We start from the raw sequence: 24938 nt of genomic DNA, 5'->3' as shown, positions 1-24938 counted from the left end.
TGCGGCGGGCCGCCTAGCGGCCGCCTGACCCGCGGGCGTCGGACCGACCGCGCTCGTAGCGCCTGACTCGCCGGTAACCGGTGAGCTGCCCCTCGGCGTCCAGTTCCACCTGGTAGCTGCCCATCAGGCTCATCGTGTCGGGCACGCGCTCGAGCTCGAGAACCTCGACCTCCAGCGCCCAGCCCTCCTCCGTCTGCTCGAAGGACGACACGGTCTCCGCGGTCATTCCGGTGAGCTCCGCGAGCTGGGCGCGCGCCTCGCGCAGCACCTCCATCGGCCGGGGCCGACGCGGTTCCTGGGACTCCTGTGAATCTTGTGATTCCTGTGAGTCCTGTGTGTCTCGGGACTTCTGTGGTTTTTGCGATCTGCGTGAACTCTGTTGTGAGCCTTGTGATTCGGACGTGTTGTTCGTGTTCGACATGGCCACCTCCCCTCCCGTGTGGCCGCAAGTGTGTTCGCCAAACCTCCATGGGCGCGTGCATGTGCCAGCCGCCCACGTCCCTGTCCGCCTACGTCCCTGCGCGCCTGCGGGCCGGCTCGGCCGCTTGCGGCGGTCAGCCGCGCAGCGCGTTCAGCCGTCGCCGGGCGGGGCCCAGGGCACGGGCGCGATTCATGATCCCGGCCCAGGGCTCGGTGCGCGCCTGGTCGACGGCGTCCGCGATCGTCCAGCGGCGGGCGTGCAGCGCGGGGTCGTCCAGTTGGTCCCATGAGATGGGCGTGGCCACGGGCGCGCCGGGCCGGGCGCGGACGGTGAAGGGGGCGACCGCGGTCTGTGCGTAGGCGTTGCGCTGGATGTCCAGGTACAGCCGGTCGCCGCGGTCCTTCTTGCGGGCGGCGGTGGTGAGCCGGTCTGGACGGTCCGCGGCCAGGACCTCGGCGACGTCCCGAGCGAACTCACGTACGCCGTCGAAGTCCTGACGGGCATTCAGCGGAACGACCACGTGGAGCCCACGGGATCCGGTGGTCATGAGGCCCGAGGGCAGCTTCAGCTCGTCGAGCAGCTCGCCCAGGAGCCGGGCCGCCTCCCGTACCGCCTCGAAGTCGTCGCCGGCCGGGTCGAGGTCGAAGACCATCCGGTCCGGCCGGTCGATCCGCCCGGCCCGGGACAGCCAGCGGTGCAGCGTGAGGGCGGCCTGGTCGGCGAGGTAGAGGAGGGTGGCGGAGTCGTCGCAGACGGTGTGGCAGACGGTGCCGCCCTCCTTGCCCACCTCGACGCGGCTGACCCAGTCCGGGTAGTGCTCCGGAGTGTTCTTCTGCATGAACCGCGGCCCGTCGACGCCGTCCGGGTGCCGCTCCAGCATCAGTGGGCGACCCCGCAGGTGCGGCAGCATGAACGGGGCGACGGCACGGTGGTAGTCGACGAGATCACCCTTGGTGTACTCCTGCGCGCCGCCGTCGCCCTTGGGGAACAGCACCTTGTCGGGCCGGTGGACCTCCACCGTGTGCCGGCCGGCCCGGACGGTCCGTACGGCGTCCGCGCTCACCGGACGATCGCCTGCTCCACCAGCATCCGTCCGGCCGCCGCGACGGACTCGGCGTCGATCCCCGCGGCGTGCAGTTCCTCGGCCGGGGTCGCGGAACCCGGCATCGTCCCGACGGCGAGCCGGACGAGGCGGGGCACGGGCCGTCCGTCGCAGAACGCGTCGAGGACGGCGTCGCCGATGCCGCCCTCCTGGCGGTGGTCCTCCACGGTCACCAGACAGCCGGTGTCCTCGGCGGCCTCGCGCAGGGTGGCACGGTCCACGGGCTTGACCGAGTACAGGTCGATCACCCGGACCGGGATGCCCTCCTGCTCCAGGGCGTCGGCCGCGGCGAGCGCCTCGTGCAGGGTGACGCCGGCCGCGACGACGGTCAGCCGGTCGCGGTCGGAGGAGCGCAGCACCTTGCTGCCGCCGACGGGGAACTCCTCGTCGGGGCTGTAGATCACCTTGCTCTCGCCGCGCGAGGTGCGCAGGTAGCGGATGCCTTCCAGGCCGGCCATCTCGGCGACGAGGCGGGCGGTCTGGTTGGCGTCGCACGGGTAGAGCACGGTCGAGCCGTGGATGGCCCGCATCATCGCGAGGTCCTCCAGGCCCATCTGACTCGGCCCGTCCTGGCCGATGGCTACGCCCGCGTGGGAGCCGACGAGGTTGATGCCGGCGCCGCTGACGGACGCCATGCGCACGAAGTCGTGGGCGCGGGTCAGGAAGGCGGCGAAGGTGGTGGCGTACGGCACCCAGCCGCGTGCCGCCATGCCCACCGCGGTGGCGACCATCTGCTGCTCGGCGATGTAGCACTCGAAGTAGCGCTCGGGGTGTTCCTTGGCGAAGAACTCGGCGCGGGTGGAGTCACCGACCTCGCCGTCGAGGGCGACGACGTCGCCGCGGGCGGTGCCGAGTGCGGCGAGCGCCTCTCCGAAGGCGTTGCGGGTGGCGACCTCGTCGCCCTTGTCGTAGCGGGGCAGCTCGGTCTGTCCGGTGCCGGCCGAGTGCAGTGCCCGTGCGGACGGCGGCTCCTGTACCCGGACGGTGAGGTCGCGCGGCCCGCCGAGTTCGGCGATCGCCTCCTCGGCCTCCGGCAGCGGCTTGCCGTGCTGGCCCTCGCGGTCCTCCACGGCCTCGACGCCCTTGCCCTTGAGGGTGCGGGCGATGATCGCGGTGGGCTGGCCCTTGGTGGACTGGGCCTCGCCGTAGGCGCGGTCGATGGCGTCGACGTCGTGGCCGTCGATCTCGATCGTGTGCCAGTCGAAGGCACGGAAACGGCGCGCGTACGCGTCGAGGTCGTGACCGTGCCGGGTCTGACCGCGCTGGCCGAGCCGGTTGACGTCGACGATCACGGTGAGGTTGTCGAGCTGCTCGTACCCGGCGTGCTCGGCGGCCTCCCACACCGACCCCTCGGCCATCTCGCTGTCGCCGCACAGCACCCACACCCGGTAGTCGGCGTGGTCCAGCCGCTTGCCGGACAGCGCGATGCCGACGCCGACGGGCAGCCCCTGGCCCAGCGAACCGGTGGCCGTCTCGACCCACGGCAGCCGCTGCGGCGTGGGGTGCCCCTCCAGGCGGCTGCCCAGCTTGCGGAAGGTCAGCAGCTCCTCGTCGTCGATGGCGCCGGCCGCCTTGTAGGCCGAGTAGAGGAGGGGTGAGGCGTGTCCCTTGGAGAGGACGAAGCGGTCGTTGCCGGGGTGGGCGGGGCGCTCGAAGTCGTAGCGGAGGTGGTTGGCGAGGAGTACGGCCATCAGGTCCGCGGCGGACATCGAGGACGTCGGGTGTCCGGAGCCCGCGGCGGCGGACGTCCGTACGCTGTCGACGCGCAGCTGCTGTCCGAGGTCGACGAGTTCACCGGTGTTCATGAGTCTCCTTCTGCGGCCCGGCGGTCGGAACGCTTGACGGGGCCGGGGGCGATGTCGGGTCCGGGGGGCGGCTGGTCCGCCGGGGGTTCGGGGCCGGGGTCACCGGGCGCACCGGCGGACCGGGCGGGCGTCGCACCGGCGGGGGGCCGGGGCTTCCCGGTCGCCCCGCCGCCGGGCCGGGGCTTGCCGGGCGCCACTCCCGGCCGCCGAGGCTCCGCGGGCGCGTTGGCGGAGGGCGGCTTGGCGGGCGCCGCGGTGGACGGCGGCTTGGCGGGCGCACGGGCGGGGCGGGACTTGGCGGAGGCACCGGCTGTGCCGCCCTTGGCAGGCTGCTCACCACCGGGCTGACTCCCGGCCGGTCCACCGCCGGGTCGGCTCTTGCCCGGTTCGCCGCCGGGCTGATTCTTCGCGGGTCCACCGCCCGACCTGCTCTTCGCGGGCTCACCGTCCGGCTGGTTCTTGGCGGGCTCACCGCCGGGCTGGTTCTTGGCAGGCTCCCCACCCGGCTGGTTCTTGGCGGGCTCGCCACCGAGGCGGCTCCCGCCGCTGCCACCACCCGACTGAACCTTCGCGCGCTCACCACCCGGCTGGCCCTTGGGGGGCTCGCCACCGAGGCGGCTCCCGCCACTGCCACCACCCGACTGATCCTTCGCGCGCTCACCACCCGGCTGGCCCTTGGCAGGCTCGCCACCGAGGCGGCTCCCGCCGCTGCCACCACCCGGCTGATCCTTCGCGGGCTCACCACCCGGCTGGCCCTTGGCAGGCTCGCCACCGAGGCGGCTCCCGCCGCTGCCACCACCCGACTGAACCTTCGCGGGCTCACCACCCGGCTGGCCCTTGGCAGGCTCGCCACCGAGGCGGCTCCCGCCGCTGCCACCACCCGGCTGATCCTTCGCGGGCTCACCACCCGACTGATTCTTCGCGGGTTCGGCACCAGGGCGGCCCTTGTCGGCCTGGTCCTGGGCCGGCTTCCCCTTGCCCGGCCGATCCGTACCGGACCGGTGCTTGCCCGGGTGTCCCTCGGCCTGCCGATCCGCGCCGGACTGTTCCTCGGCCGACCGCTTCTTGCCCGGCACCCGCGCCACCTCAGGCGACGCCGACTCCAGCGGCACGGACCAGGACCGTACGAGGCCCAACTGGACGGCCTGACGGGGCAGTACCGCGTCGAGCAGCCAGTCCGCGGCGACCCGGACCCGGTTGCCGGGCATCGCCGCGAGGTGGTAGCCGCGGGTGACCGCGCCCGCCGCCGGGCCGGACATCGGCAGGCCGAGCGGGTTGGCGGCGGCCTTCGCGCCGCCGAGGTCGACGACGAACCCCATGTCACGGTGGCGGTAGACCCGCCGTTCGCCGATGCCGAGCGAAGCGGCGACGTTCTGGGCGCAGACCTTGCCGTGCCGCCAGGCGTGCTGCGCGGTCATCGGCGTGTACTGGCCGGGCTGGTGCAGGTCGGGCACCGCGGCCACGTCACCGCACGCGAACAGCTCGGGCCGCCCCGGCACCTGGAGGTGCGGGTCGACGAGCAGCCGGCCGCGTTCCATGGGCAGCCCGAGGGACTCCACCAGGGGATCGGGCCGCACGCCCACGCACCACACCAGCGTGCGCGTGTCGACACTCGTACCGTCGGTCAGCAGGACCCCGTCGTGCGTGGCCTCCTTCACGGAGGTCCCCATCCGCACGTCGACGCCCCGCTGCCGCAGTACCCGCTCGGCGGTGCGGGAGAGCCGTTCGTCCATCTCGGGCAGGACCCGGGGCGCCACGTCCAGCAGCATCCAGCGGGGCCGCATGCCGGTGCGCATCGGATGCTTGCGGACCTGCGCGTCGGTGTACATCTGACCGTGCGCGGCGACCTCGGTGCCGGTGTATCCGGCGCCGACCACGACGAAGGTGCACCGGGCGGCGCACTCCTCGCGGTCGCCGGCAGCGGCGGCCAGTTCCACCTGCCGGGTGACGTGATCACGCAGATACAGCGCCTCCGGCAGCCCGCGGAAGCCGTGGGCGTGCTCGGCGACGCCCGGAATGGGCAGCAGCTTGTTGACGCTGCCCGCGGCGAGCACCAGCCGGTCGTAGGACAGGGTGCCCTCGCCGCCCTCCGGGTCGGTGTAGCGCACGGTCCGTCCGTCGAGGTCGATGCCGTCGGCCTCGCCGAGCACCAGCCGGACGCGCGGCAGGGTGCCCGAGAGGGACACGCTGACCCGGCGCGGTTCCAGGACTCCGGCGGCGACCTGGGGCAGCAGGGGCAGGTAGAGGAAGTAGTCGGTCGGGTTGAGCAGGGTGATGTCGGCCTGGTGCCGGGTGAGCCGGGACAGGGTGCGGGCCGTCCGGTACCCGGCGAAGCCGGCACCGACGATCACGATGCGGGGTCGGCTCACGGTTTCGCCTCCGGGCTGTCGCGTACCTCGTGAGCCTTCCGCGTCCCCCTGGCCAGGGCACCCAAACGTCCGCCGGGCCCGTGCGACGCCCCGCGCCGCCGGTTTCCGGCCGGGCGCCCGGGTACCCGGGCCGGGACCCACCAGCCCATGTCCCGGAGGCAACCCCTCATGCCCGAGTACGGCTATTTCCTCTCGTGCGAGCAGTACGGCCCGGCGGAACTGATCGAGCAGGCGCGGATGGCCGAGCAGGCCGGATTCCAGGCGCTGTGGATCTCGGACCACTACCACCCCTGGAACGGCGAGCAGGGGCAGAGCCCGTTCGTGTGGTCGGTGATCGGCGCGCTGTCCGACGCGGTGTCCCTGCCCATCGAGACGGCGGTGACCTGTCCGACCGTGCGTATCCACCCGGCGGTGGTGGCGCAGGCCGCCGCGACCAGCGCGGTGATGACGGACGGCCGTTTCCGGCTCGGCGTCGGCACCGGCGAGGCGCTCAACGAGCACATCTTCGGTGACGCCTGGCCGGCCGCGCACGTACGCCTGGAGATGCTGGAGGAGGCCATCCTGATCATGCGCCGGCTGTTCACCGGCGAGGAGGTCAACCACCACGGCACGCACTACACGGTGGAGAACGCCCGCCTGTACACGGTCCCGGACGAGCCCGTCCCGATCGACATCTCCGGTTTCGGCCCGGCGGCGACCAAACTGGCGTCGCGGGTCGGCGACGGCTACATCACGATGATGCCGGACACCTCGATGGTGGAGCAGTACCGCAAGGGCGGGGGCGGCGGGAAGCTGGTCAGCGGGGGCACCAAGGTCTGCTACGACACCGACCGGGACGAGGCGGTCCGGACCGTGCACCGGCTGTGGGCCAACGAGCAGCTGCCGGGCGAGCTGGGCCAGGTGCTGCCTTCGCCGATCCACTTCGAGCAGGCGCAGACCCTCGTCACCGAGGACATGGTCCGGGACAACCGGGTGTGCGGCGACGACGTGGACGAGCACGTCGCGGAACTCAAGGAGTTCGCCGACGCCGGCTTCGACCGCGTCTACGTCAACCAGATCGGCCCCGACCTGCGCGGCTTCTTCGACTTCTACCGTACGAAGGTGCTTCCGCAACTCCAGCAGGGCGCCTGACCCGCGCGGCCCGCCCCGCGGCAGCGTGACGCCCCCCGGACGCGTGTCCGGGGGGCGTGGCTCTGGCCTGCGCGTTCCGGCCCGCGGCCGGTCAGCCGCGGCCGTGCGGGGCCTCGGGGTCGATGTCGTCCTGGCGCGGCGCCGCCGGCCCGGTACCGCCCGGGGCGGGCGTGCCCGCTCCCGGGGCGCCGGTCGCGCCGCCGACGCCGCCGGGCGCGACGGGCGGCATCGGCGGGTACGGCATGCCGAGCCCGCTGGGCGGCACGCCCGGTGCACCGCCACCGACGGTGTGGTCGTGGGTGGCCCCCGGCCGGGACGCGTGGGGCCGGGCCGCGCCGCGCAGCAGGTAGGCCGCGACGCCCAGGAGGGCGGCCGTGATCAGCGCGGCGGCCCAGTCCGGCAGCCCTACGGCGAGGGCCAGGCCCACGGTGAGCGCGAGGGCGGCACCCGCGTACAGGGCGGCGGCACCGGACGCGGCGTACAGCGTGGCCTTGCGGCGCTGCTTGCGCGTCTGTTCACGCAGCTCGTCGCGCACGGTCTCGCGTGCCACCTGCGCCAGTTCGTCGACCAGATGCTTGTCCAGGTGTTCCAAGTGATCCATGCGGTCCATACGTTGCGGGTACCCGCGGGCGGAACTTCCATGGGCGGGACCGTGAGTGAGACCCCGCCGCTCCCAACTAGGCTCGTCCGCATGGACATTCTGGGAGCCACACTGCGCATCTACGTCGACGACCTGGACAAGGCGATCCCCTTCTACGAAGGTCTGGCCGGCGGCCGGGCCCACCGCTTCGAACGCGGCGGTGTCGAAGTCGCCGCGGTCGGCTGCTTCCTGCTGATGAGCGGGCCCGAGTCCCAGCTCGAGGTGTTGCGCAAGGTCGCCGCGACGATCGCCGTGACGGACGTCGAGGAGACCCATCGGGTCCTCACCTCGCTGGGCGCGGACGTCATCGCGGGTCCGGTCCCGACCCCCGCGGGCCGCAACCTGATCGCCCGGCACCCGGACGGGGCGATCTACGAGTACGTGGACCGGCGGGGTTAGCGGGGCCGGCGGGGGCAGCTGGAGCAACGGGGGCAGCTCGGCCTGCTGGGGCAGCGGCGGGGCGGCGGGCTCACCCCTCGTCCGGCCGCATCCGGAAGTCGTGCCGGGCCGGGAGCGGTTCGTCGTCGAGCCGGGCCCACAGCCGGCCGATGCTCTCCGCGCCCTCCCGCAGGTCGGCGACCTCGAAGCCCTCGTCGAAGACGGCCCGCGCCGCCTCGCGCCGGTCCTCGGCGGCCAGCAGTTCCGCCTCGGTCAGCCGGAACCGGCCGCGGGCCCGGGTCTCGGGGTCCAGCCGATCCCACACGGCACGGGCGTCCGCCGTGCGCCCGACGGCGAGCAGTGCCTCGATCGCCTCACGGCCGAGCGCGGCGGCGACGGCCGTCCGCTCCGCGTCGTCAACGCGGACGTCCGTCTCCTCCCGCCGCTCGCGCGGTCGCTCGCACAGGTCGTCGAAGGCCTCGGCGTACCGGTCGGCGGCCCGCTCGTGGTGGCCGTCCTCCCGGTCGGCGACGGCGAGGCAGCGCAGCAGCGGCCAGCCGGCGGCGGCGGTCTTCAGGCCGCGCTCCCAACTGCGCACCGCCTGGGCCCGGTCGTCGCCGTGCCACTGGGCGACGCCGAGGTGGTACTCGGCGAGCGGTGTGGCGGCCGTGGTCTCCAGCATGTCCCGCCAGGGCCGGGCGACCAGCGTGTCCCCGGGCGGTTCGTGGTGCCCCGGTTCGGGCAGGGACCCTGCGCGCAGCAGGTGCAGCCAGGGCCGCTGCTCGTCGCCGAGGGTGTTCTCCTCGAAGGGCGTGCCGGGCAGCTTCCAGCCCGCGCGCAGCACTTCGAGCGCACCCCAGCCCGACCCGGTCGCGAGGGTCTCGCCCGGCTCGGCGTCGGCGTACGGCTGCCAGGCCCGGTACGCCGCGTCGACGTCGGCGCGCGGCAGTACCGCCTCCAGTCGCTCCTCGGCGCCGCGCAGTACGGCGTGCCACTCGCCCTCGGGTGCCGCGTCGAGCGGCCCGTAGGCCTCCAGCCAGGACACCTCGCTCTCCGCCTCCAGCCTGACGTGTTCCAACTGGGTGCGGGCGAGCCCGGCCTGGATCTCGCAGTAGCCGCCGGTACCGGGCTCGGTGAGCCACTCCTGCCAGCGCCGCCCGCCGGGGCCCGTGCCCCACACGAACAGCTTGCGGCCGCGCAGCACGTCGGTGGACGTCTGCGCCAGCCCGTGGCCGTGCTCGTCGAGCGCGGCGATCCAGCGGCGCCGGCCATCCGGCACCTCGTAGAAGTAGTCGGCGGCGTACGTGCTGTTCAGCGGGTACGTCCGGTCGGCTCCGCCGTACGACGGGACGGGCACCCGGCGCAGGCGCCGCTCGTAGCCGAAGTGATAGGCCTCGTCGGCCGGGGCGAGGACGCGCCGCTCCTCGGGCACGGCGATGTTGGACCACCAGTACGTCGGCACCGGGCGCTCGTGCGGGTTGCGGATACGGACGCCGACGTGGAGGAAGTCGGAGCCCTCCGGCAACCACAGGTCGACCTGGAAGGGCAGGTCGCGCAGCCGTTCCCACTCCCACAGGCGCAGCATCTCTCCGCCGTCGGGGGCGGGCACGCGGGCGGCGTGCACGGGCGAGCAGGACAGGGTGGTGTGGCCGGTGGCGCCGATGTTCCATTCGATGCCGCCGGAGAACCAGGCGCCGTTGAGGGCGAAGTTGGCGGGCTGGAGCACGGGGTTGACGTAGAGGAGCTCGCGGTCGGTCGGCTTGTGGTGGAGGGAGGCGATGCGGCCGCCGAGGCCGGGCAGGACGGTGGCCCGCAGCCGGTCGTTCTCGATGACGAGGGCGTCGACCTGCCGGGCCTCGCGCCGCCGGTCGTAGCCGTCCCGGACCCGCACGGGCAGCAGGCTGCGCAGTGGCTCGTAGTCGACCTGGCGGGCCATGTCGCGCGGCAGGCCGGCCCGGTCGCGTTCGTCGATGCGGTGGGCCTCGTCCAGGGGGCGCAACGGCGGCAGGGGGTTGTCCGGTCCCAGCGGCGCGGCGGGCAGGCTCAGTACCTCACGTCGGATCGTCGTCACGCTTCCCCATGGAAGCCGCTCACCGGTGCCGTGAACAGGGGCGCCGCCGGTCACGTTCGCGCGACGTCGCTCACGTTTAATTCGCTGGGTGCCGTGTCGGCGGCGGCACAGGGTCGTGCGGTCGACGCGGGGAAGTCACGGTCTCGGCGGTGATCGCCCAGCGCTGGTGGTCGCGCCAGGCCCCGTCGATGTAGAGCATCCTCGGGGAGAAGCCCTCCAGGTGGAAGCCGCAGGCGCGGGCCAGCCCGATCGAGGCGGCGTTGCCCGGCTGCACGTTGATCTCCAGCCGGTGCAGCCGCATCGGTCCGAACGCGTACCGCACGACGAGGTCCAGCCCCTCGCGCATCAGCCCGCGCCCCGCCGCGTGCGCGAAGGCGCCGTAGCCGAGCGCGCCGCTGAGGAAGCCGCCCTCGACGATGTTGTTGATGTTGACGAACCCGGCGATGGAGCCGCCCTCCGCCCCGTCCTTCTCGCACAGCAGGAACCCGGCCTTCGTCGGGTCCTCGATCAGCCGGGCGGCGTAGGCCTCGTACGCCTGGGCGCTGTCCGGCGGGAAGAGCCACGGGTGGTGCAGGTCCTTGCTCTCCCGGGCCCGGGCGGTGAACTCGGCGCCGTCCTCGTAGGTGAAGTGCCGTATGCCCACGCGAGGGCCTTCGGCGAGGTGGCGGGATGCGTTGTGCGGCATTTCGCCAGCCTACGACGCCGTGTCGCCGCGCGCGGGCCTCGTCGGCGCAGTGGTCAGCCGGCACAGCGGTCAGCGCAGTGCCGGCCGGTCCAGCGTCAAGGTGCCCGCGTCCGCGTCCAGTTCCGCCGTTACGCCGAACGGGACGGTCAGCGCCCCCTCGCAGTGGCCGAAGCCGAAGTCCTCGACGACCGGCACGCCGAGTCCGCCGAGCCGGTCGGCCAGCATCGGCCGCAGCCGCTCGTAGGGCTCGCACGCGTGCCACGAGCCGAGCAGCACCCCGCCGACCCCGTCGAGCCAGCCGGCGCGCAGCAGCTGGGTGAGGTAGCGGTCCAGCCGGTACGTCTCCTCCCCCACGTCCTCCAGGCACAGCAGGCCGCCGCGCGCGGAGGGACGGGCGTGCGGGGTGCCCAGTTCGGCGGCGAGCAGGCACAGGCAGCCGCCGAGGGTGACGCCGCGCGCCCGGCCGGGGACCATCGGCGTGCCACCGGAGGCGATCACGCGGACCGTCTCCGGAGCGAACAGGGTGGCCCGCAGATGCTCCTGCGCCCGCGCGTTCTTCAGGAAGTCGATCCCCGCGGCCATCGGACCGTGCAGTGTGACCAGGCCCAGCCGGGTGGCGAACGCCTCGTGCAGCGCGGTGATGTCGCTGAAGCCGACGAACACCTTCGGCCCGGCCGCGCGCATCGCCTCCCAGTCGAGCAGGTCGGTCAGGCGCTGCACGCCGTACCCGCCGCGGGCGCACAGCACCGCGTCCACGGACGGGTCGCACCAGGCGGCCTGGAGGTCGGCGGCCCGGTCGGCGTCGGCGCCCGCGAGGTAGTGGAAGGTGTCGTGCCGGTCCAGGACGTGCGGGGCCACGACCGGGTCGAGGTCCCAGCCGCGCAGCACGTCCAGGCCCGCCTGAAGCCGCTCCTCGGGCACGGGCCCACTGGGCGCGACGACGGCCACCCGGGCGCCGGGGGCGAGCCGGGCCGGCCGGGTCAGGTCTCCCACCCTCGTCACCGGTCCAGCGCCAGGGTCGGGATGCCGCGCGGATTCAGACCGAAGACCTGGGAGTAGAGGGAGAGTTCGGCCTCCAGAGCGCGCACCATGGTCTCCGCCCGGCGGAACCCGTGCCCCTCGCCCTCGAAGGTGAGGTACGCGTGCGGCACTCCCCGGCCCGCCATGCGGGCGAGGAACCGCTCGCACTGCACGGGCGGGCAGATCACGTCGTCCAGCCCTTGGAGCAGCAGGAACGGCGCGGTGACGCGGTCGGCGTGCTCGGCGGGCGACCGCTCGACGTACCGGGCGGGCACCTCGGCGTACGGGCCGATGAGGCTCTCCAGGTACTTCGACTCGAAGTCGTGGGTCTCCCCCGTGCCCCAGCCGGTCAGGTCGAGGATCGGGTAGCTGACCGTGCCGCAGGCGTAGACGTCGGTCGTGGCCAGCGAGGCGGCGGCCGTCCAGCCACCCGCGCTGCCACCGCGCACGGCGAGCCGCTCCCGGTCGGCGGTGCCCTCGCCGGCCAGGGCGAGGGCGACGGCGGCGCAGTCCTCGACGTCGACCACGCCCCACTGCTCGCGCAGCCGGTTGCGGTACTCCCGGCCGTGCCCCGTGGAGCCGCCGTAGTTGACCTCCGCGACGCCGATGCCGCGCGAGGTGAAGTAGGCGATCTCCAGGTCCAGTACGAGGGGAGACCGGCTGGTGGGCCCGCCGTGCGCCCAGACCACGTACGGCGGCAGCTCACCGTCCGGTGCGCGGCAGCCGGGGTGGTGCGGCGGATAGAGGTGGGCGTGGATCTCGCGCCCGGCGGGTCCGGTGAAGGTGCGGATCCGCGGGTCGGGGTAGTACGCCGGGTCCACCGCGTCGTCGTGCCGGGCGCCGACCACCCGGGCGCGGCCGGTACGGGCGTCGAGCTCGACCACCTCGAAGGCGCTGCGCGGGCTCGCGCCGACGGCCACGACTACCTCGCCGTGCGCGGCGAGGGTCGCCGCGAACTCGGTCCAGGGGCCCGCGGCGTCGACGACCTCACCGGTCTCGGGGTCGAGTATGCCGAGGGCGGTGGCGCCGCGGCCGTGCACGACGGCGATCAGGCCGCTGTCCAGCGGGGCGAACCAGCGCTGCCCGAGCTTCCACAGCGGCCCGCCGAACTCCTCCCCGCGGGCGCAGAGCGGCCGGCCGTCGCGGTAGAGGTTCCACCAGCCGGTGCGGTCGGAGGCGTGGAGCAGAGCACCGTCGGGCGCCCAGTCCGCCTGGGCGATGGACTCCTCGGGCCCGCCGGCGACCGTCCGGGCGTCCCGGAACGTACCGTCGGGGCCGATCTCGGCCACGACCAGTTCGGTGCCGTCCCAGGGCATGCGCGGGTGGTCCCAGGCGAGCCAGGCGGCGCGCCGCCCGTCGGGCGAGACGCGGGGGCCGGTGACGAAGCGGTGCCGGGCGCCGGTGAGTTCGCGGACCGCTTCCCGTTCGTCGGCCGCCGAGCCGTCCAGCGGCACCGCAGCCAGGACCCGGCGCACATCGCTCGGCCCGTCACCGGTGAACTCCTCCAGGACGCACCACACCTCGCCGCGCTCGCCACGCACGTCCGGCTCCGCCCAGCGCAGCCCGCCGCCCACCGGGGAGACGGGCGTCAGCGGGCGCGGCTCTCCGCCGCCCGGCTCGTAGGCGTACAGCCGCTGGTCGGCGAAGTTCACGAAGACCACCAGCGGCCCGGTGTCGGTCATGAGCGCGGCCCAGGGCCGGCCGCCGTACTCGATGACGCGGCTGCGCACGTTCCACGGAGCGGGCAGCACCGGTTCCTCGGCGCCGTCGGGATGCCGCCGCACCAGCGTGCGCCGACCGCCCTCGATGGGCCGGGGCGCGGTCCACCACACCTCCTCGCCGACGAAGGCCACGTCGTCGGGGCGCCCGTCGTGCGCGGCGGCGAGGGCCGCGTCGATGGGCGAGGGCCACGATCCGTACGGCAGAGTCCGCACCGACTCCCCCACTTTCTCCTCCAGATGCTTGTCGAGCGGGCCCTGCTGAGGCCCGGCCGCTACGCCGTGCGCAGGAAACGGTCGAGGACGCGGACGCCGAAGTGCAGCGCCTCGACGGGGACGCGTTCGTCGACGCCGTGGAAGAGGGCCTGGTAATCGAAGCCCTCGGGCAGCTTCAGCGGCGCGAATCCGTAGCCGGTGATACCGAGCCGCGAGAACTGCTTGGCGTCCGTGCCGCCGGACATGCAGTACGGCACCACGTGCCCCTCCGGGGCGAACTCCTCGACGGCTGCACGCATCCTGGCGTACGCCGGCGAGTCCACCGGCGCCTGGAGGGCGACCTCGCGGTGGGCGAACTCCCAGTCCACGTCAGGCCCGGTGAGCCGGTCGAGGGTACTGCGGAACTCGTCCTCGCAGCCGTGCAGGAAGCGCCCGTCGACGTAGGCGACGGCCTCGCCCGGGATGACGTTGACCTTGTAACCGGCGTCCAGCATGGTCGGGTTGCCGCTGTTGCGGACGGTGGCCTCGACCAGCCCCGCGGCGGGCCCGAGCTTGTCCAGCAGCGTGTCGATGTCGCGCAGGTCGGTCTCGATGCCGTAGACGGCGGCGAGTTCGGTGAGGGCGGCGCGCACGGTCGGGGTCAGGCGCAGCGGCCACTCGTGGTCGCCGATGCGGGTGATCGCCGACGCGAGCCGGGTGACCGCGTTCTCCCGGTTCACCTTGGAACCGTGGCCCGCCCGCCCGCGCGCGGTGAGCTTGACCCAGCCCGTGCCGCGCTCGCCGGCGGCGATCGGATAGAACTGCCGCCCGGCGCCGTCGTGGAAGGTGAACGCCCCCGACTCGCTGACGCCTTCCGTACAACCCTCGAACAGCGCCGCGTGCCGGTCGGCGAGGAACCCGGACCCGTCCTCGGCGCTGGCCTCCTCGTCCGCGGTGAACGCGATGACGACGTCCCGCCGGGGCCGTACCCCCTGCCGGGCCCACTCGCGCACGACGGCCAGGATCATCGCGTCCATGTTCTTCATGTCGACGGCGCCGCGCCCCCAGACGACGCCGTCGCGGATCTCGCCGGAGAACGGGTGCACGCTCCAGTCGGCGGCCTCGGCGGGCACCACGTCCAGATGCCCGTGCACCAGCAGCGCACCGGCCGACGGGTCGGTGCCCTCGATCCGGGCGACGACGTTGGTGCGGCCCTCGGTCCGCTCCAGCAGAGTGGGCTCGATCCCGGCCTCGGCGAGCCTCGTGGCGGCGTACTCGGCGGCCGGGCGCTCGCGGCAGTCGCCGCCGCCCCGGTTGGTCGTGTCGATCCGGATCAGCTCGGAGGTGAACCGGACGACCTCGTCCAGCGCCTCCGCGCCGGCGTGCTGGGACTGCTCAGCCATACTGCTCCTCCACCGCGGCCGAGGCGATCGTGGTGACCGCCTTGAAGGTACGGATCGCCTCGAACATGGTGTCGTGGGTGTACGCCACCTTCCGCTCCCCGACCCTCGCCACACCCGGCACCACCGTCGAGGCCGCCGCCAGGTGCTCGGCGTCGAACTCCACGGCGACCGTGAACGGCCCGCCGCTCACCGGCTCGTACCGCACCGCGAGCGCCGCCGCCTCCTTGGCCGCCGCCCGGATGTCGGAGGCGGTCCTGGCCGGCGTACGGCACACGGCCGCGTACCGCGACACATGGTCCTTGACCGCGACCTTCAGCGCCTCGGGCGCGTACCCGAGCGCGTCCTCGCAGGCCACGTCGTCCCCGGTGACCAGCACGACCGGCACCCCGTACTCGGCGACGACGTGTGCGTTGAGCAGACCCTCACTGGCCCGTACGTCGTTCAGCCAGACGCCGGTGATCTGGTTGGCGAGGTAGGTGTGCGCGAGGACGCCCTCCATACCGGCGCCCGCGTGGTACCCGACGAACGCGATGCCGTCCACGTCCCCGTGCTGGACGCCCTCCACCATGGACAGCGCCTTGTGCCGCCCGGTGAGCATCTGCGTACGCTCGTCGAGCCGCTCCAGGAGCAGGTTGCGCATGGTCCAGTGGGCCTCGTTGACGAGCACCTCGTCGGCACCGCCGTCGAGGAAGCCCAGCACGGCCGCGTTCACGTCCGAGGTGAACATCGACCGGCACCGCTCCCACTGCGGCGTCCCCGGCAGCACGTCGGCCGGCCAGGTGACACCGGTGGCGCCTTCCATGTCGGCGCTGATGAGGATCTTCATGCCTCGAAACCGTACGTGGTGCCCAGCGACCTCGGCCAGGGCTGTGGACAACTATCGGTGGTCCGGACCACTGAAGTCACCTCGTACGGTCTACGACCAGCCCTTTCCAAGAGATCGGCCGGTTCGTATCAGCCGTTGGCCGACGGCACTTCTGCGTGGTCCTCGAGTCCGAGCGTGCGGATGAGGTCGTGCATGTCAGCCTCGTACAGCTTGCCGGGCTCGTGGACCTGGTGCCGCAGGTGGCCGTAGACCTCCAGCGTGAGCAGCCCGTGCATCCGGCTCCACACGCGCAGGCAGAGCGCAACCACCGCGGGCGGCAGGTCCGGAAACAACTCCCGGGCCATGACGGCGAGGCTCGGCTGGAAGTCGGACCAGTCGTAGTCGCACCCCGCCTGCGAGGCGGCGGCCTGCGGCCAGGCATCGGCGACCAGCCCGAGGAGCACGGCGCACAGACGGTGTTCGGCTTCCTGGGCGGCACCGGCCTCGGGGGCCTTGTAACCCGGGACCGGGTCGCCGTAGATGAGGCGGAACTCCTCGGGGTTCGCGATGGCCCACTCCCGGTAGGCGTGGGCGTGGGCCAGCACCTTGTCCGCGGAGCGCCCCGACGGCGCGTGCCGGTGTGCGGCCTCCAACACGTTCGCCAACGAGTCGTACACGTCGGCGGTCAGCGCGGTGATCAGATCGTCGCGGCTGGTGAAGTAGCTGTAGATGGCGCCCGCCGTCATGCCCATCTCCCGGGCGATGGCTCGCAGCGAGATGGCCGCCGGGCCGCCGGTCGCCATGTGTGTGAGCGCAATCGCCTTGATCTCGGCTGTGGTCTCGGCCCGCAGTCGGGCCCGCCGGCTCTGCGTCGTCGCGTCTCCCATGCTTGACAGCCTAACAGCGTTGAGCGACAGTACGCCGTGCAAACATTGAACGCCGTGTAGTAATAATTCACCGTGCAGAAATCATCTTCCGCTCAGGCGTTCCCATGCCGTTCGTGCCGACCAACTAAGGAAGCCATGGCCGTGGTTGATACCACCCCCGGGACCCAGCGGCGCACCGGGCTCATGCTCGCGCTGCTGGCGTTCGCCCAGTTCATCGTCGCCGTCGACTACAACATCGTGTTCGTCGCTCTTCCGGAAATCGGCGGAGGGCTCGGCTTCGGCGCCCAGTCGCTGCAGTGGGTGGTCAGCGCCTACGCGGTAGCCTTCGGCGGATTCCTGCTCTTCGGCGGCCGTATGGTCGACCGCCTCGGCGCCCGCCGCATGTTCATCCTCGGGCTCGTGATCTTCGGCCTCTCCTGCCTCCTCGGCGGTTTCGCCGAGTCCCCCGGCGTGCTGATCACGGCGCGCGCCATCCAGGGCTTCGGCGCCGCTCTGCTCACGCCGGCCACGCTCACCCTGATCAACACGCGCTTCGCCGAAGGCCCCGAGCGCAACAAGGCACTCGCGGTCTGGGGTGCCTGCGGCAGTGGCGGTCTGGCCGCCGGCGCGCTGCTCGGCGGGGTCCTGACCGATGCCTGGGGCTGGGAGTGGGTCCTGTTCGTCCTCGTACCGCTGGCCCTGCTCGCGGCGGTCGCCGCTCCCGGCACCCTCGCTCCCGACGAGCGCGCCGCCGGCTCTCAGGGCGGCTTCGACGCCGTGGGCGCGATCCTCGCCACAGCCGGTTCGTCGCTGCTGGTGCTCGGTCTGGTCAGCGGCCCCGAGGCGGGCTGGGGTTCGCTGCGCGGTGCCGGTTCGATCGTCGCCGGTGTCGTGCTCCTCGCCGTCTTCGCGATGGTGGAGAACAAGACCAGCAACCCGCTGGTGCCCATGCGCCTGTTCGGCAACCGCAGCCTCGTGACGGCCATCCTGATCATCCTGGTCTTCCAGAGCGCTCTCGGCGGCTCCTACTACATCTTCACCAACTACCTCCAGGGCGTGCTCGCTTACGACGCGCTGGAGGCCGGCCTCGCCTTCGTCCCGCTGACGATCATCTCGATGGGCGCGTCCCTGAAGCTGGCGGGCCTGCTCCTCGGCTCCTGGGGCCCGCGCGCCACGCTCTTCACCGGCATGGCGGTGAACGGCATCGGCATGATCGTGCTGGCCGTCCCGATGACGACCGGCGCCTCCTTCTGGGCCCTGGTCCCCGGCCTGGTCATCTGGGGTATCGGCGGCGGTGTCACGTTCCCGGCGATGTTCGTCTGCGCCGCGTCGGGTGTGGCTCCGCAGGAGGCCGGTGTCGCCTCGGCGCTGGCCACCACCTCGCAGCACATCGGCGGAGCCGCCGGACTCGCGGTTCTCGTCGCGGTCGCCACGGCCGGCCTGTCCGGCGAAGCCCCCGCCGTGGCGGACCTCTCGGACGGTCTGCGCACCGCGATGTGGATCGGCGGCGCGGCCTCCGTGATCGGTGGTCTGCTGGCGTTCACCCTCAAGAAGCCGGGGGCTCCGGCGGCCGAACCGGTAGAGGTGCCGCAGGAGCGTACCGACGACCTCGGAGTACGCAGCGCGGGCTGACGCGGGCCCGCCCTCAGAACACTTGACCGGCCACGCGTGTCCGCTCAGGCAGGGGCAAGCGCCGCCTCACCACTCGTTCGCGCCCACTCAGCTCCGCGTGTGCCCGACCACCACCCACGTCGACGGCAGCTCGATCCGGGTGCCGTCCGGTGTGTACTCCGTGGTGATCAGCGGCAGTTCACCGCTCGCCAGGACGGTGAGTCCGGCCGCGCGGAGGTACTCCGGCACCGCCTCGTCGGGGACCGCTCCCGGGGTCAAGCCGTGCCGGAGGACGGGCGCGAGCTTGGCAGGCGGTCCCTCGGGCCCCTGGGCCAGCCCCATCAGCACGGTCTTGGCCGCCTGGGAGGGCTCCACCAGGAAGGCGCGGCCGCGTTCCCCGAGGAGCGCGGCGAGGGCGTCGGCCAGCGGTTGCCGGTCGTCGGGCTCGCACTGGTGCAGGACGCCCCGCACATAGACGTTGGCGTCTCCCAGCTCCGCGTGCAGCGTCTCCGCCTCGGCCTTGTCGGCGGCGTCCAGTTGCCGGTACGCCGCCTGGCCGGCGGGGTCGGCGTGCCGGGCGTGGTCGAGGGCGGCGGCGCTCAGGTCGGCGCCGACGACATGCGGGAAGCGGTCGGCGAAGTAGCGGGTCTGGGTGCCGTTGCCGCAGCCGAGGTCGATCATCGGCAGGCCGGGATCGGTGAGGTGCGGCTCGAAGTGGGCCAGGTGGCGGCCGGCGGTCAGTATCGGCTCCGCGTCCCAGAACACCGCTCCTTGGCCCTCGGGTGCCTCGTTCCAGAAGCTCTCCCAGGCGTCCCGGTACCGACTCGTCACGCTCATGCGCGTCTCCCCAGGTGCGACGACGTACGACCCGTCGGCGATGACGGGCTCGTACGGTGTACCGCGCCCGGCGCACGGCCACAAGCGTCCGGCGCATTCCTTCACCGGACGTGCGAACGGAGTGCGCCCCCCGGGGCCGTGAGGCGTCTCAGCGGCGGGGCAGCGTCAGTTCGAACCAGACTGTCTTGCCCGTCCTGGTGCGGCTCGCGCCCCATTCGCGGGCGAGGGTGCTGACCACGCGCAGCCCTCGCCCGGTCTCGTCGTCGGGGCCCGCGCTGCGCAGCGTCGGCAGTTCGTGGTCGTCGTCGTCCACCTCGCACAGCAGCGTGTCGGCGCGGATAAGCCGCAGCTCGACGGGACGTGAGTGGGCGTGCCGTACGGCGTTGGTGACGAGTTCGCTGACCATCAGCTCGGCGGGGTCGGCCAGTTTCGGCAGGCCCCAGTCGTGCAGCTGCTCGCGGACCGCCGCGCGGGCTCGGCCGACCTCGGCCGGGTCGCGGGCGAGGCGCCATTCGGCGACGGCGTCGGGCTCGATGCCGGTGAGTCTGGCCATCAGCAGCGCCACGTCGTCCTTGCGGCCCCCGCGCGTGCCCAGCGCGCGGATGATGGTGTCGCAGGCGTCGTCCATGGACGCGGCCGGGTGGGCGGCGGACTCGCAGAGGGTGGCGAGGCCGACGCCGATGTCCTCGCCGCGCATCTCCACCAGGCCGTCGGTGCACATCACCAGCCGGTCGCCGGGCGCCACCGGCACACGTACCGCCTCGAAGGGCACCCCGCCGACGCCGATCGGCGCTCCCGTGGGCAGGTCGATCAGCTCGCTGTGGCCGTCCTCGGCCCGGACCAGCACGGGTGGGATGTGACCGGCGTTGGCGAGGTGCAGTTCACCGGCGATCGGGTCGTAGACGGCGTACAGGCAGGTCGCCAGGTGGGTGTCGCCGAGCCGCTGGGCGAGGTCGTCGAGGTTGCGCAGGAGTTGGGCGGGCGGCAGGTCGAGCCCTGCCATGGTCTGCACGGCGGTGCGCAACTGGCCCATCATGGCCGCCGAGTTGAGGCCGTGCCCCATGACGTCGCCGACCACGAGGGCGGTGCGGGCGCCGGGCAGCTTGACCGAGTCGAACCAGTCGCCGCCGACCCGGCCGAGGAGGGTGCCGGGCAGATAGCGGGTGGCGATGTCGCAGCCGGCCATGCGCGCGGGGATGTGCGGCAGCATGCTGTCCTGGAGCGTCTCGGCGACGTTCTCCTGGTGCGTGTACATGCGGGCGTTGTCGAGGACGAGACCCGCGCGGGCGGCGAGTTCGGCGCCGGTGACCCGGTCCATGTCGTTGAAGACGGGCCGCTCCGGGTGCCGGAGAAGGATCATGAAGCCCAGGACGACGTTGCGCGCCTTCAGCGGTACCAGCAGCATCGAGCGGCCCGTGATGAGCGGCCGGATGTCCCGCTTCTCGAACTGGGAGGCGATGGCGTGGCCCATCTCCTCGGTGATGCGGGGGACCAGGACCGGCTCGCCGCTGGTCATGCACTGGAAGAAGGGGGTGTGCGCCGGGAACGGCATGGCCTCGCCGACCGGCACGACGTCGTCCCAGCGGCCGGGTTCGTCGGTGTGCTCCAGGGCGACCCGGTGCCACATCGTCGTCGTGTCCGGCACGCCGTCGGGGAACCCCTCGCCGGCGACGACCTGTTCGCGCAGATAGGTGCCCGCGACGTCGGTGAAGCGCGGGACGACCGCCTTGCTGACCTCGACGATGGTCCGGGAGAGGTCCAGCGAGGTGCCGATCCGTCCGCTGACCTCGTTGAGGAATTCCAGGCGCTCGCGGACTGCGGCGTACTCCAGGTCCTCCGCCTCGTCCCGCAGCTCGTCCGGCACCGGCTCGCCCGCCGCCAGCGCCCGGGCCGCCCGCTCGCGACGCGCCCTGCGCTCGGCGCGCCGGGGCACGCCCCAGTCGGGGGTGACGGGCACCCGGTCGTGCTGGCTGAACTCCAGGATCGGGTAGCCCAGTTCGAGGACCTGCGCGACGATGCGGGCGCTCTCGCCGACGCTCATGCTGGGCAGGATCTCGGGGAGGCGGCGGGCGAGTTCCTCGGCGCCGGGGAAGTCGGTGTGCAGCGCGAAGCCGGGCGCGATCCGCTCGACGGCCGTCTCCTCGGCGCCGCCGTCGGCGTAGTCCCGGCGCAGGCCGTCCGCGTCGGCGGCCAGCACCAGCAGCCGCTCCGGGCCGGGTCCCACCAGCGGGTACGCCCACCACAGCACGTCGACGCGGTCGTTGCCCGGCACGGTCAGGCGGGCGCGGCCCGCCGCCGGGTAGGACAAGCGCCCGTCGAGGGAGGACTCCAGACCGGGCCCGAGGCCGTCGTAGGCCGCGTACGAGCCGTATCCGGTGACGTCCTCGTCCCCGGGGAGCACGCCCGAGACGGGCAGCAGGTCGGGGGCGGGTCGGCCGATCGCCTCTTCCTTGGGCAGGGCGAACAGCCGTCGTGCGCCCCGGCTCCAGTGGGAGACCAGCCCGTCGCGGTCCACCACGACGACGGCCAGCGGGACCCGGCCCGCCACGGGGTCCGCCGGCACGGCGCCGGGTCCGGCCCGGCGGCCTGGAGGTGCGTCCCGCTGGGTGCCATGGTCCATGGCGTCAGACCCTCTCTCCCCACGGCTCCGCAAGATCTGTGTCGCCGTCACCACGGTACGGCGGTCGTCGGTGACCATGTGCGGCAACGGGGGAATTGGTGGCGCGCAAACGCACCGGCGCTCACCCGCGCGCCGGCGCCCGCCCTCAGTCCTCGTGCCCGAGCTGGAGGTCGCGCTCCGTGCGGCCGCCGCCGGCCACCTGGAGCACGGTGGCCACGGGCGGGTAGCCGGCGGCGATGACGGTGTACTCGCCGGACGACAGGTCGACGAACCGGAAGGTTCCGTCCGGCCCCGTGGTCAGCGTGTCCACCACGTTGCCCGCCGCGTCGAGCAGCGTCACGCGCGCGTCCTCCACGGCCCGTCCGCCACTGGCGCGCACGGTGCCGCGCAGCACGGCGCCGCCGGCCAGCTCCACGTCCTGGCGGGTCTCCCGGGCGGCCTGGACGCTGACGGGCAGCGCGGCCGGGCGGAAGGCGGGGGCGCTGCCGGCGAGGGTGTACTCGCCGGCCACCAGCTCGGTGATGACGTAGCCGCCCTCCCGGCCGCTGCGGGTGGTGGCGACGACCTCGCCGTGGACGTTGGTGAGCGTGACGGTCGCGTCGCGTACGGGGCTGCCGTCCGCGGTGAGCACACTGCCGGCGAGGCGGCCGGCGCCGCCGAGGACCACGTCCAGTTCCACCGGGCGTTCGCCGACGGTCACGGAGACCGCCTGCGGCTGGTGACCGCCGGCCGCGGCGATCAGGACGTACGTCCCCGAGCCGGGCGTGGCCAGCGCGTACCGTCCGTCGTCGCCGCTGGCGCCCCGGCCGATCTGCCGGCCGCCGACGTCGATGAGGGTGAGCGCCGCGCGGGGCACGACGGTGCCGTCGGGGTGCTGCACCGTGCCGCATACGGCGATACCGGCGGCGTACGGCGACCGGGCCTGGGGAACGGGGGCGGGCTGCGCGGTCTGGGCGGTCTGGGCGGTTTCCTGCTCGGTGACGGGGGCGTTGTGGGACACCAGTGGTTTCTCCTTGAGGAAGAAGGCGATGAGCAGCCCGAGGACGAGTACCGGCACCAGGTAGAGGAAGATCCGCGGCATGGCGTCGGCGTACGCCCCGATGTAGGCGTCGCGCAGCGCCGGGGGCAGGGAGTGGACGAGCTGTGGGGTGATGGCCTCGGCGTCGGGCAGCCCGGCGCCCGTCTCGGCGGGGACCCGGTCGGCCAGGGCGTCGGTGAGCCGGTCGGCGAAGAGGGTGCCGAAGATGGCCGCGCCGACGCTGCCGCCGATCTGCCGGAAGTAGTTGTTGGCACTGGTGGCGGTGCCGAGGTCGGCGGGGCGCACGGAGTTCTGCACGGCGAGGATCAGTACGGGCATCACCATGCCGATACCGGCGCCGAGGACCGCCATCCAGATGCTGTAGTGCAGCCGGGGCGTGTCGGCGTCGAGCCCGGACAGCAGCCACATGCCGACGACGGACAGGGCACTGCCGACGATCGGATGGGACCGGTAGTGCCCGGTACGGCTGATCATCTGACCGGAGATGATCGAGGTGCCGACGATGCCGCCCATCATCGGCAGCATCAGCAGGCCGGACTCGGTGGCGGTGGCGCCGTCGACCATCTGCAGGAAGGTCGGCAGATAGCTGGCGGCGCCGAACAGGGCGACGCCGATGACGAGACCGACCAGGCCGGTGACGTTGAAGACGGAGTCCCGGAACAGCCGCAGCGGGATCAGCGGTTCGGGCGCGAAGTGCTCGGCGACCAGGAAGAGGACGGTGGACGCGACCGCTCCGGCGGCGAGGCCGAGGATGACCTCCGAGCCCCACTCGTACTCGGTGCCGCCCCAGCTGGTCAGCAGCACCAGGCAGGTGGAGGCGGCGGCGAGCAGCAGCGCGCCGAGGATGTCGAGGCGAGGCTTGGCCGTCGGCTTGGGCAGCTTCAGTACCACGGCCACGACGGCCATGGTGACCAGCCCGAAGGGCACGTTGATGTAGAAACACCAGCGCCAGGACAGATGGTCGGTGAAGTAGCCGCCCAGCAGGGGGCCGGCGACCGAGGCGAGTCCGAAAGCGGCGCCGATCAGGCCCATGAAGCGGCCGCGTTCACGGGGCGGCACGATGTCCGCGATGATCGCCTGCACACCGATCATCAGGCCGCCCGCGCCGACACCCTGCACCGCGCGGAAGGCGATCAGCTGGTCCATGGTCTGCGCCCGGCCGGCGAGTGCCGAGCCGACGATGAACACCAGGATGGCGAACTGGAAGACGCCCTTGCGCCCGAAGAGGTCACCGAGCTTGCCGTAGATCGGCAGGCCGACGGTGGAGGTGAGCAGGTAGGCGGTGATCGCCCAGGACATCTTGTCCAGGCCGTACAGCTCGCCGACGATCTTCGGCAGCGCCGTGGCCACGATCATCTGCTCCAGCGCGGCGAGCAGCAGCGCCAGCATCAGTCCGACGAAGACCAGCCGCACCCGGCGCGGGCTCAGCCCGGCACCCGGATCCGGCTCGGGCGCGGGGGGCTCGGGAGGCGTCGGGGGCGCGGTGGCCGGTTCGTCCTGCACCAGAGTGATCCCGCCCACGTATCGCTCCCCTCGTCACACCTGCTCACAATTGCCGCCTGAGGCGACAACTGCGAACAAGTGCGAAGAGTTACGGCATACGGCGGTATCTCGCGGAGATCACTCGAACCGGTGAGGCGGCCAACGACCGCCCCGCACTTGCCCTTTGGCTACTTCTGACTACTTCTCGACCTCGGTGGCGAGCTTGGCGAGCATCGCGTCGTAGATCCGGGCGAGCCCCTTGGGTGCGAAGGTCTTCTCGAAGAATCCGCCGACACCGCCGGCACCCTGCCAGGTGGTCACGACGACCACCCGGGACTTGCCCTCACCGGCCGGGGTGACCCGCCAGGTGGTGACCATGGAGGAGTTGCGGTCCTTCTCGACCAGCTCGCCGTCGGTCGGCTCGGTGACCTCCAGCAGGCAGTCACGGATGCGCTTGCTGGTGGCCTGGAGCTTCCAGTGCACAAGGGTGCCCTCGCCGTCGCCGCCCTCGCGGACCTCGTACTCGCTGAAGTGCTCGGGCAGCAGCTTCTCGCGGGTGCCGCTGTAGTCGGCGAGGGTGTCGAACACCGTCTCCGCGTCCGCTGCGACGATCCGCTCCGTAGTCGCCTCGACCTGCGCCATCGGGTTCCTCCAGGGCCTGGTTCTCGGGGTCCGGGCAAGCCAACCACCCCACCGCCCGGCCACCAAATCGGGGGGCGCGAAGCGGCCCCGCGCGACTC

The 24938-nt window shown here is 72.9% G+C and carries 19 protein-coding genes; 3 read left to right on the top strand and 16 right to left on the bottom strand.

What is annotated here, in order from left to right:
- Window positions 1-13 precede the first annotated feature (13 nt).
- The 4 genes from ACFCZF_RS04395 to ACFCZF_RS04380 all read right to left on the bottom strand — a co-directional run bounded on the left by ACFCZF_RS04395 (window position 14) and on the right by ACFCZF_RS04380 (window position 5697).
- Window positions 14-421 carry a gas vesicle protein gene (locus ACFCZF_RS04395; RefSeq protein ID WP_376670354.1) on the bottom strand — a complete coding sequence of 136 codons (408 nt, stop codon included), beginning with the start codon at window positions 419-421 and terminating at the stop codon, window positions 14-16.
- A gap of 133 nt (window positions 422-554) precedes the next feature.
- Window positions 555-1484: a non-homologous end-joining DNA ligase gene (ligD, locus tag ACFCZF_RS04390; RefSeq protein ID WP_376670353.1), complete on the bottom strand. Its 930-nt coding sequence runs from the start codon at window positions 1482-1484 to the stop codon at window positions 555-557.
- Window positions 1481-3328: a transketolase gene (locus ACFCZF_RS04385; protein WP_376670352.1), complete on the bottom strand. Its 1848-nt coding sequence runs from the start codon at window positions 3326-3328 to the stop codon at window positions 1481-1483. Before ACFCZF_RS04385 ends, ligD begins: the two co-directional genes overlap by 4 nt.
- Window positions 3325-5697 (bottom strand): FAD-dependent oxidoreductase, encoded by a 2373-nt coding sequence (locus tag ACFCZF_RS04380; protein WP_376670351.1) that lies wholly within the window; start codon window positions 5695-5697, stop codon window positions 3325-3327. Before ACFCZF_RS04380 ends, ACFCZF_RS04385 begins: the two co-directional genes overlap by 4 nt.
- A gap of 168 nt (window positions 5698-5865) precedes the next feature.
- Here ACFCZF_RS04380 and ACFCZF_RS04375 point away from each other — a divergent pair, with 168 nt between their 5' ends.
- Entirely contained in the window at window positions 5866-6828 is a 963-nt protein-coding gene (locus ACFCZF_RS04375) for an LLM class F420-dependent oxidoreductase (protein ID WP_375905294.1), read from the top strand.
- A 91-nt stretch (window positions 6829-6919) separates the two neighbouring features.
- Here the strand turns inward: ACFCZF_RS04375 and ACFCZF_RS04370 are convergent, their stop codons facing one another.
- Window positions 6920-7438: a phage holin family protein gene (locus ACFCZF_RS04370; RefSeq protein WP_376670350.1), complete on the bottom strand. Its 519-nt coding sequence runs from the start codon at window positions 7436-7438 to the stop codon at window positions 6920-6922.
- A gap of 81 nt (window positions 7439-7519) precedes the next feature.
- Here ACFCZF_RS04370 and ACFCZF_RS04365 point away from each other — a divergent pair, with 81 nt between their 5' ends.
- The gene (locus ACFCZF_RS04365; RefSeq protein WP_375905213.1) at window positions 7520-7867 is read left to right on the top strand and encodes a VOC family protein; all 348 of its coding nucleotides are present in this window, start codon (window positions 7520-7522) and stop codon (window positions 7865-7867) included.
- Window positions 7868-7937: 70 nt separating this feature from the next.
- On the opposite strand, the gene ACFCZF_RS04360 is transcribed toward ACFCZF_RS04365, so the two are convergent.
- From ACFCZF_RS04360 to ACFCZF_RS04330, 7 genes are all read right to left on the bottom strand, one after another.
- Window positions 7938-9917 (bottom strand): DUF5107 domain-containing protein, encoded by a 1980-nt coding sequence (locus ACFCZF_RS04360; RefSeq protein ID WP_376670349.1) that lies wholly within the window; start codon window positions 9915-9917, stop codon window positions 7938-7940.
- Between the two features lie 76 nt (window positions 9918-9993).
- Complete coding sequence (locus ACFCZF_RS04355) at window positions 9994-10602, bottom strand: GNAT family N-acetyltransferase (protein WP_376670348.1); 609 nt, start codon at window positions 10600-10602, stop codon at window positions 9994-9996.
- A gap of 69 nt (window positions 10603-10671) precedes the next feature.
- A complete protein-coding gene (locus tag ACFCZF_RS04350) occupies window positions 10672-11595 on the bottom strand; it encodes an LD-carboxypeptidase (RefSeq protein WP_375905297.1) in 924 nt (307 codons plus the stop codon).
- 5 nt (window positions 11596-11600) lie between these two features.
- Window positions 11601-13556: a prolyl oligopeptidase family serine peptidase gene (locus ACFCZF_RS04345; RefSeq protein ID WP_376670347.1), complete on the bottom strand. Its 1956-nt coding sequence runs from the start codon at window positions 13554-13556 to the stop codon at window positions 11601-11603.
- Between the two features lie 59 nt (window positions 13557-13615).
- The gene (locus tag ACFCZF_RS04340) at window positions 13616-14938 is read right to left on the bottom strand and encodes a M20/M25/M40 family metallo-hydrolase (protein WP_376670346.1); all 1323 of its coding nucleotides are present in this window, start codon (window positions 14936-14938) and stop codon (window positions 13616-13618) included.
- On the bottom strand, window positions 14931-15764 hold the full coding sequence (locus ACFCZF_RS04335) for a M55 family metallopeptidase (protein WP_375905224.1): 834 nt from the start codon (window positions 15762-15764) through the stop codon (window positions 14931-14933). The genes ACFCZF_RS04340 and ACFCZF_RS04335 overlap by 8 nt, the downstream gene beginning before the upstream one ends.
- 128 nt (window positions 15765-15892) lie before the next feature.
- Window positions 15893-16630, bottom strand: a complete 738-nt coding sequence (locus ACFCZF_RS04330) for a TetR/AcrR family transcriptional regulator (RefSeq protein ID WP_376670345.1) — start codon at window positions 16628-16630, stop codon at window positions 15893-15895.
- 135 nt (window positions 16631-16765) lie between these two features.
- Between ACFCZF_RS04330 and ACFCZF_RS04325 the strand changes: the two genes are divergently transcribed.
- Window positions 16766-18241 carry an MFS transporter gene (locus ACFCZF_RS04325; protein WP_376670344.1) on the top strand — a complete coding sequence of 492 codons (1476 nt, stop codon included), beginning with the start codon at window positions 16766-16768 and terminating at the stop codon, window positions 18239-18241.
- 87 nt (window positions 18242-18328) lie between these two features.
- Here the strand turns inward: ACFCZF_RS04325 and ACFCZF_RS04320 are convergent, their stop codons facing one another.
- From ACFCZF_RS04320 to ACFCZF_RS04305, 4 genes are all read right to left on the bottom strand, one after another.
- Window positions 18329-19057, bottom strand: coding sequence for a class I SAM-dependent methyltransferase (locus ACFCZF_RS04320; RefSeq protein WP_376670343.1), 729 nt, complete (start codon window positions 19055-19057; stop codon window positions 18329-18331).
- A gap of 148 nt (window positions 19058-19205) precedes the next feature.
- Window positions 19206-21677 carry a SpoIIE family protein phosphatase gene (locus tag ACFCZF_RS04315; protein ID WP_376670342.1) on the bottom strand — a complete coding sequence of 824 codons (2472 nt, stop codon included), beginning with the start codon at window positions 21675-21677 and terminating at the stop codon, window positions 19206-19208.
- A gap of 145 nt (window positions 21678-21822) precedes the next feature.
- Window positions 21823-24237, bottom strand: coding sequence for an MFS transporter (locus tag ACFCZF_RS04310; RefSeq protein WP_376670341.1), 2415 nt, complete (start codon window positions 24235-24237; stop codon window positions 21823-21825).
- A gap of 159 nt (window positions 24238-24396) precedes the next feature.
- Window positions 24397-24840, bottom strand: a complete 444-nt coding sequence (locus ACFCZF_RS04305) for an SRPBCC family protein (RefSeq protein WP_376670340.1) — start codon at window positions 24838-24840, stop codon at window positions 24397-24399.
- Window positions 24841-24938 lie beyond the last annotated feature (98 nt).

The sequence above is a fragment of the Streptomyces sp. NPDC056296 genome, assembly GCF_042268605.1.
Lineage (GTDB): Bacteria > Actinomycetota > Actinomycetes > Streptomycetales > Streptomycetaceae > Streptomyces.
The sequence above is the reverse complement of the archived record's forward strand: the minus strand, read 5'-3'. Positions and strand labels throughout refer to the sequence as shown.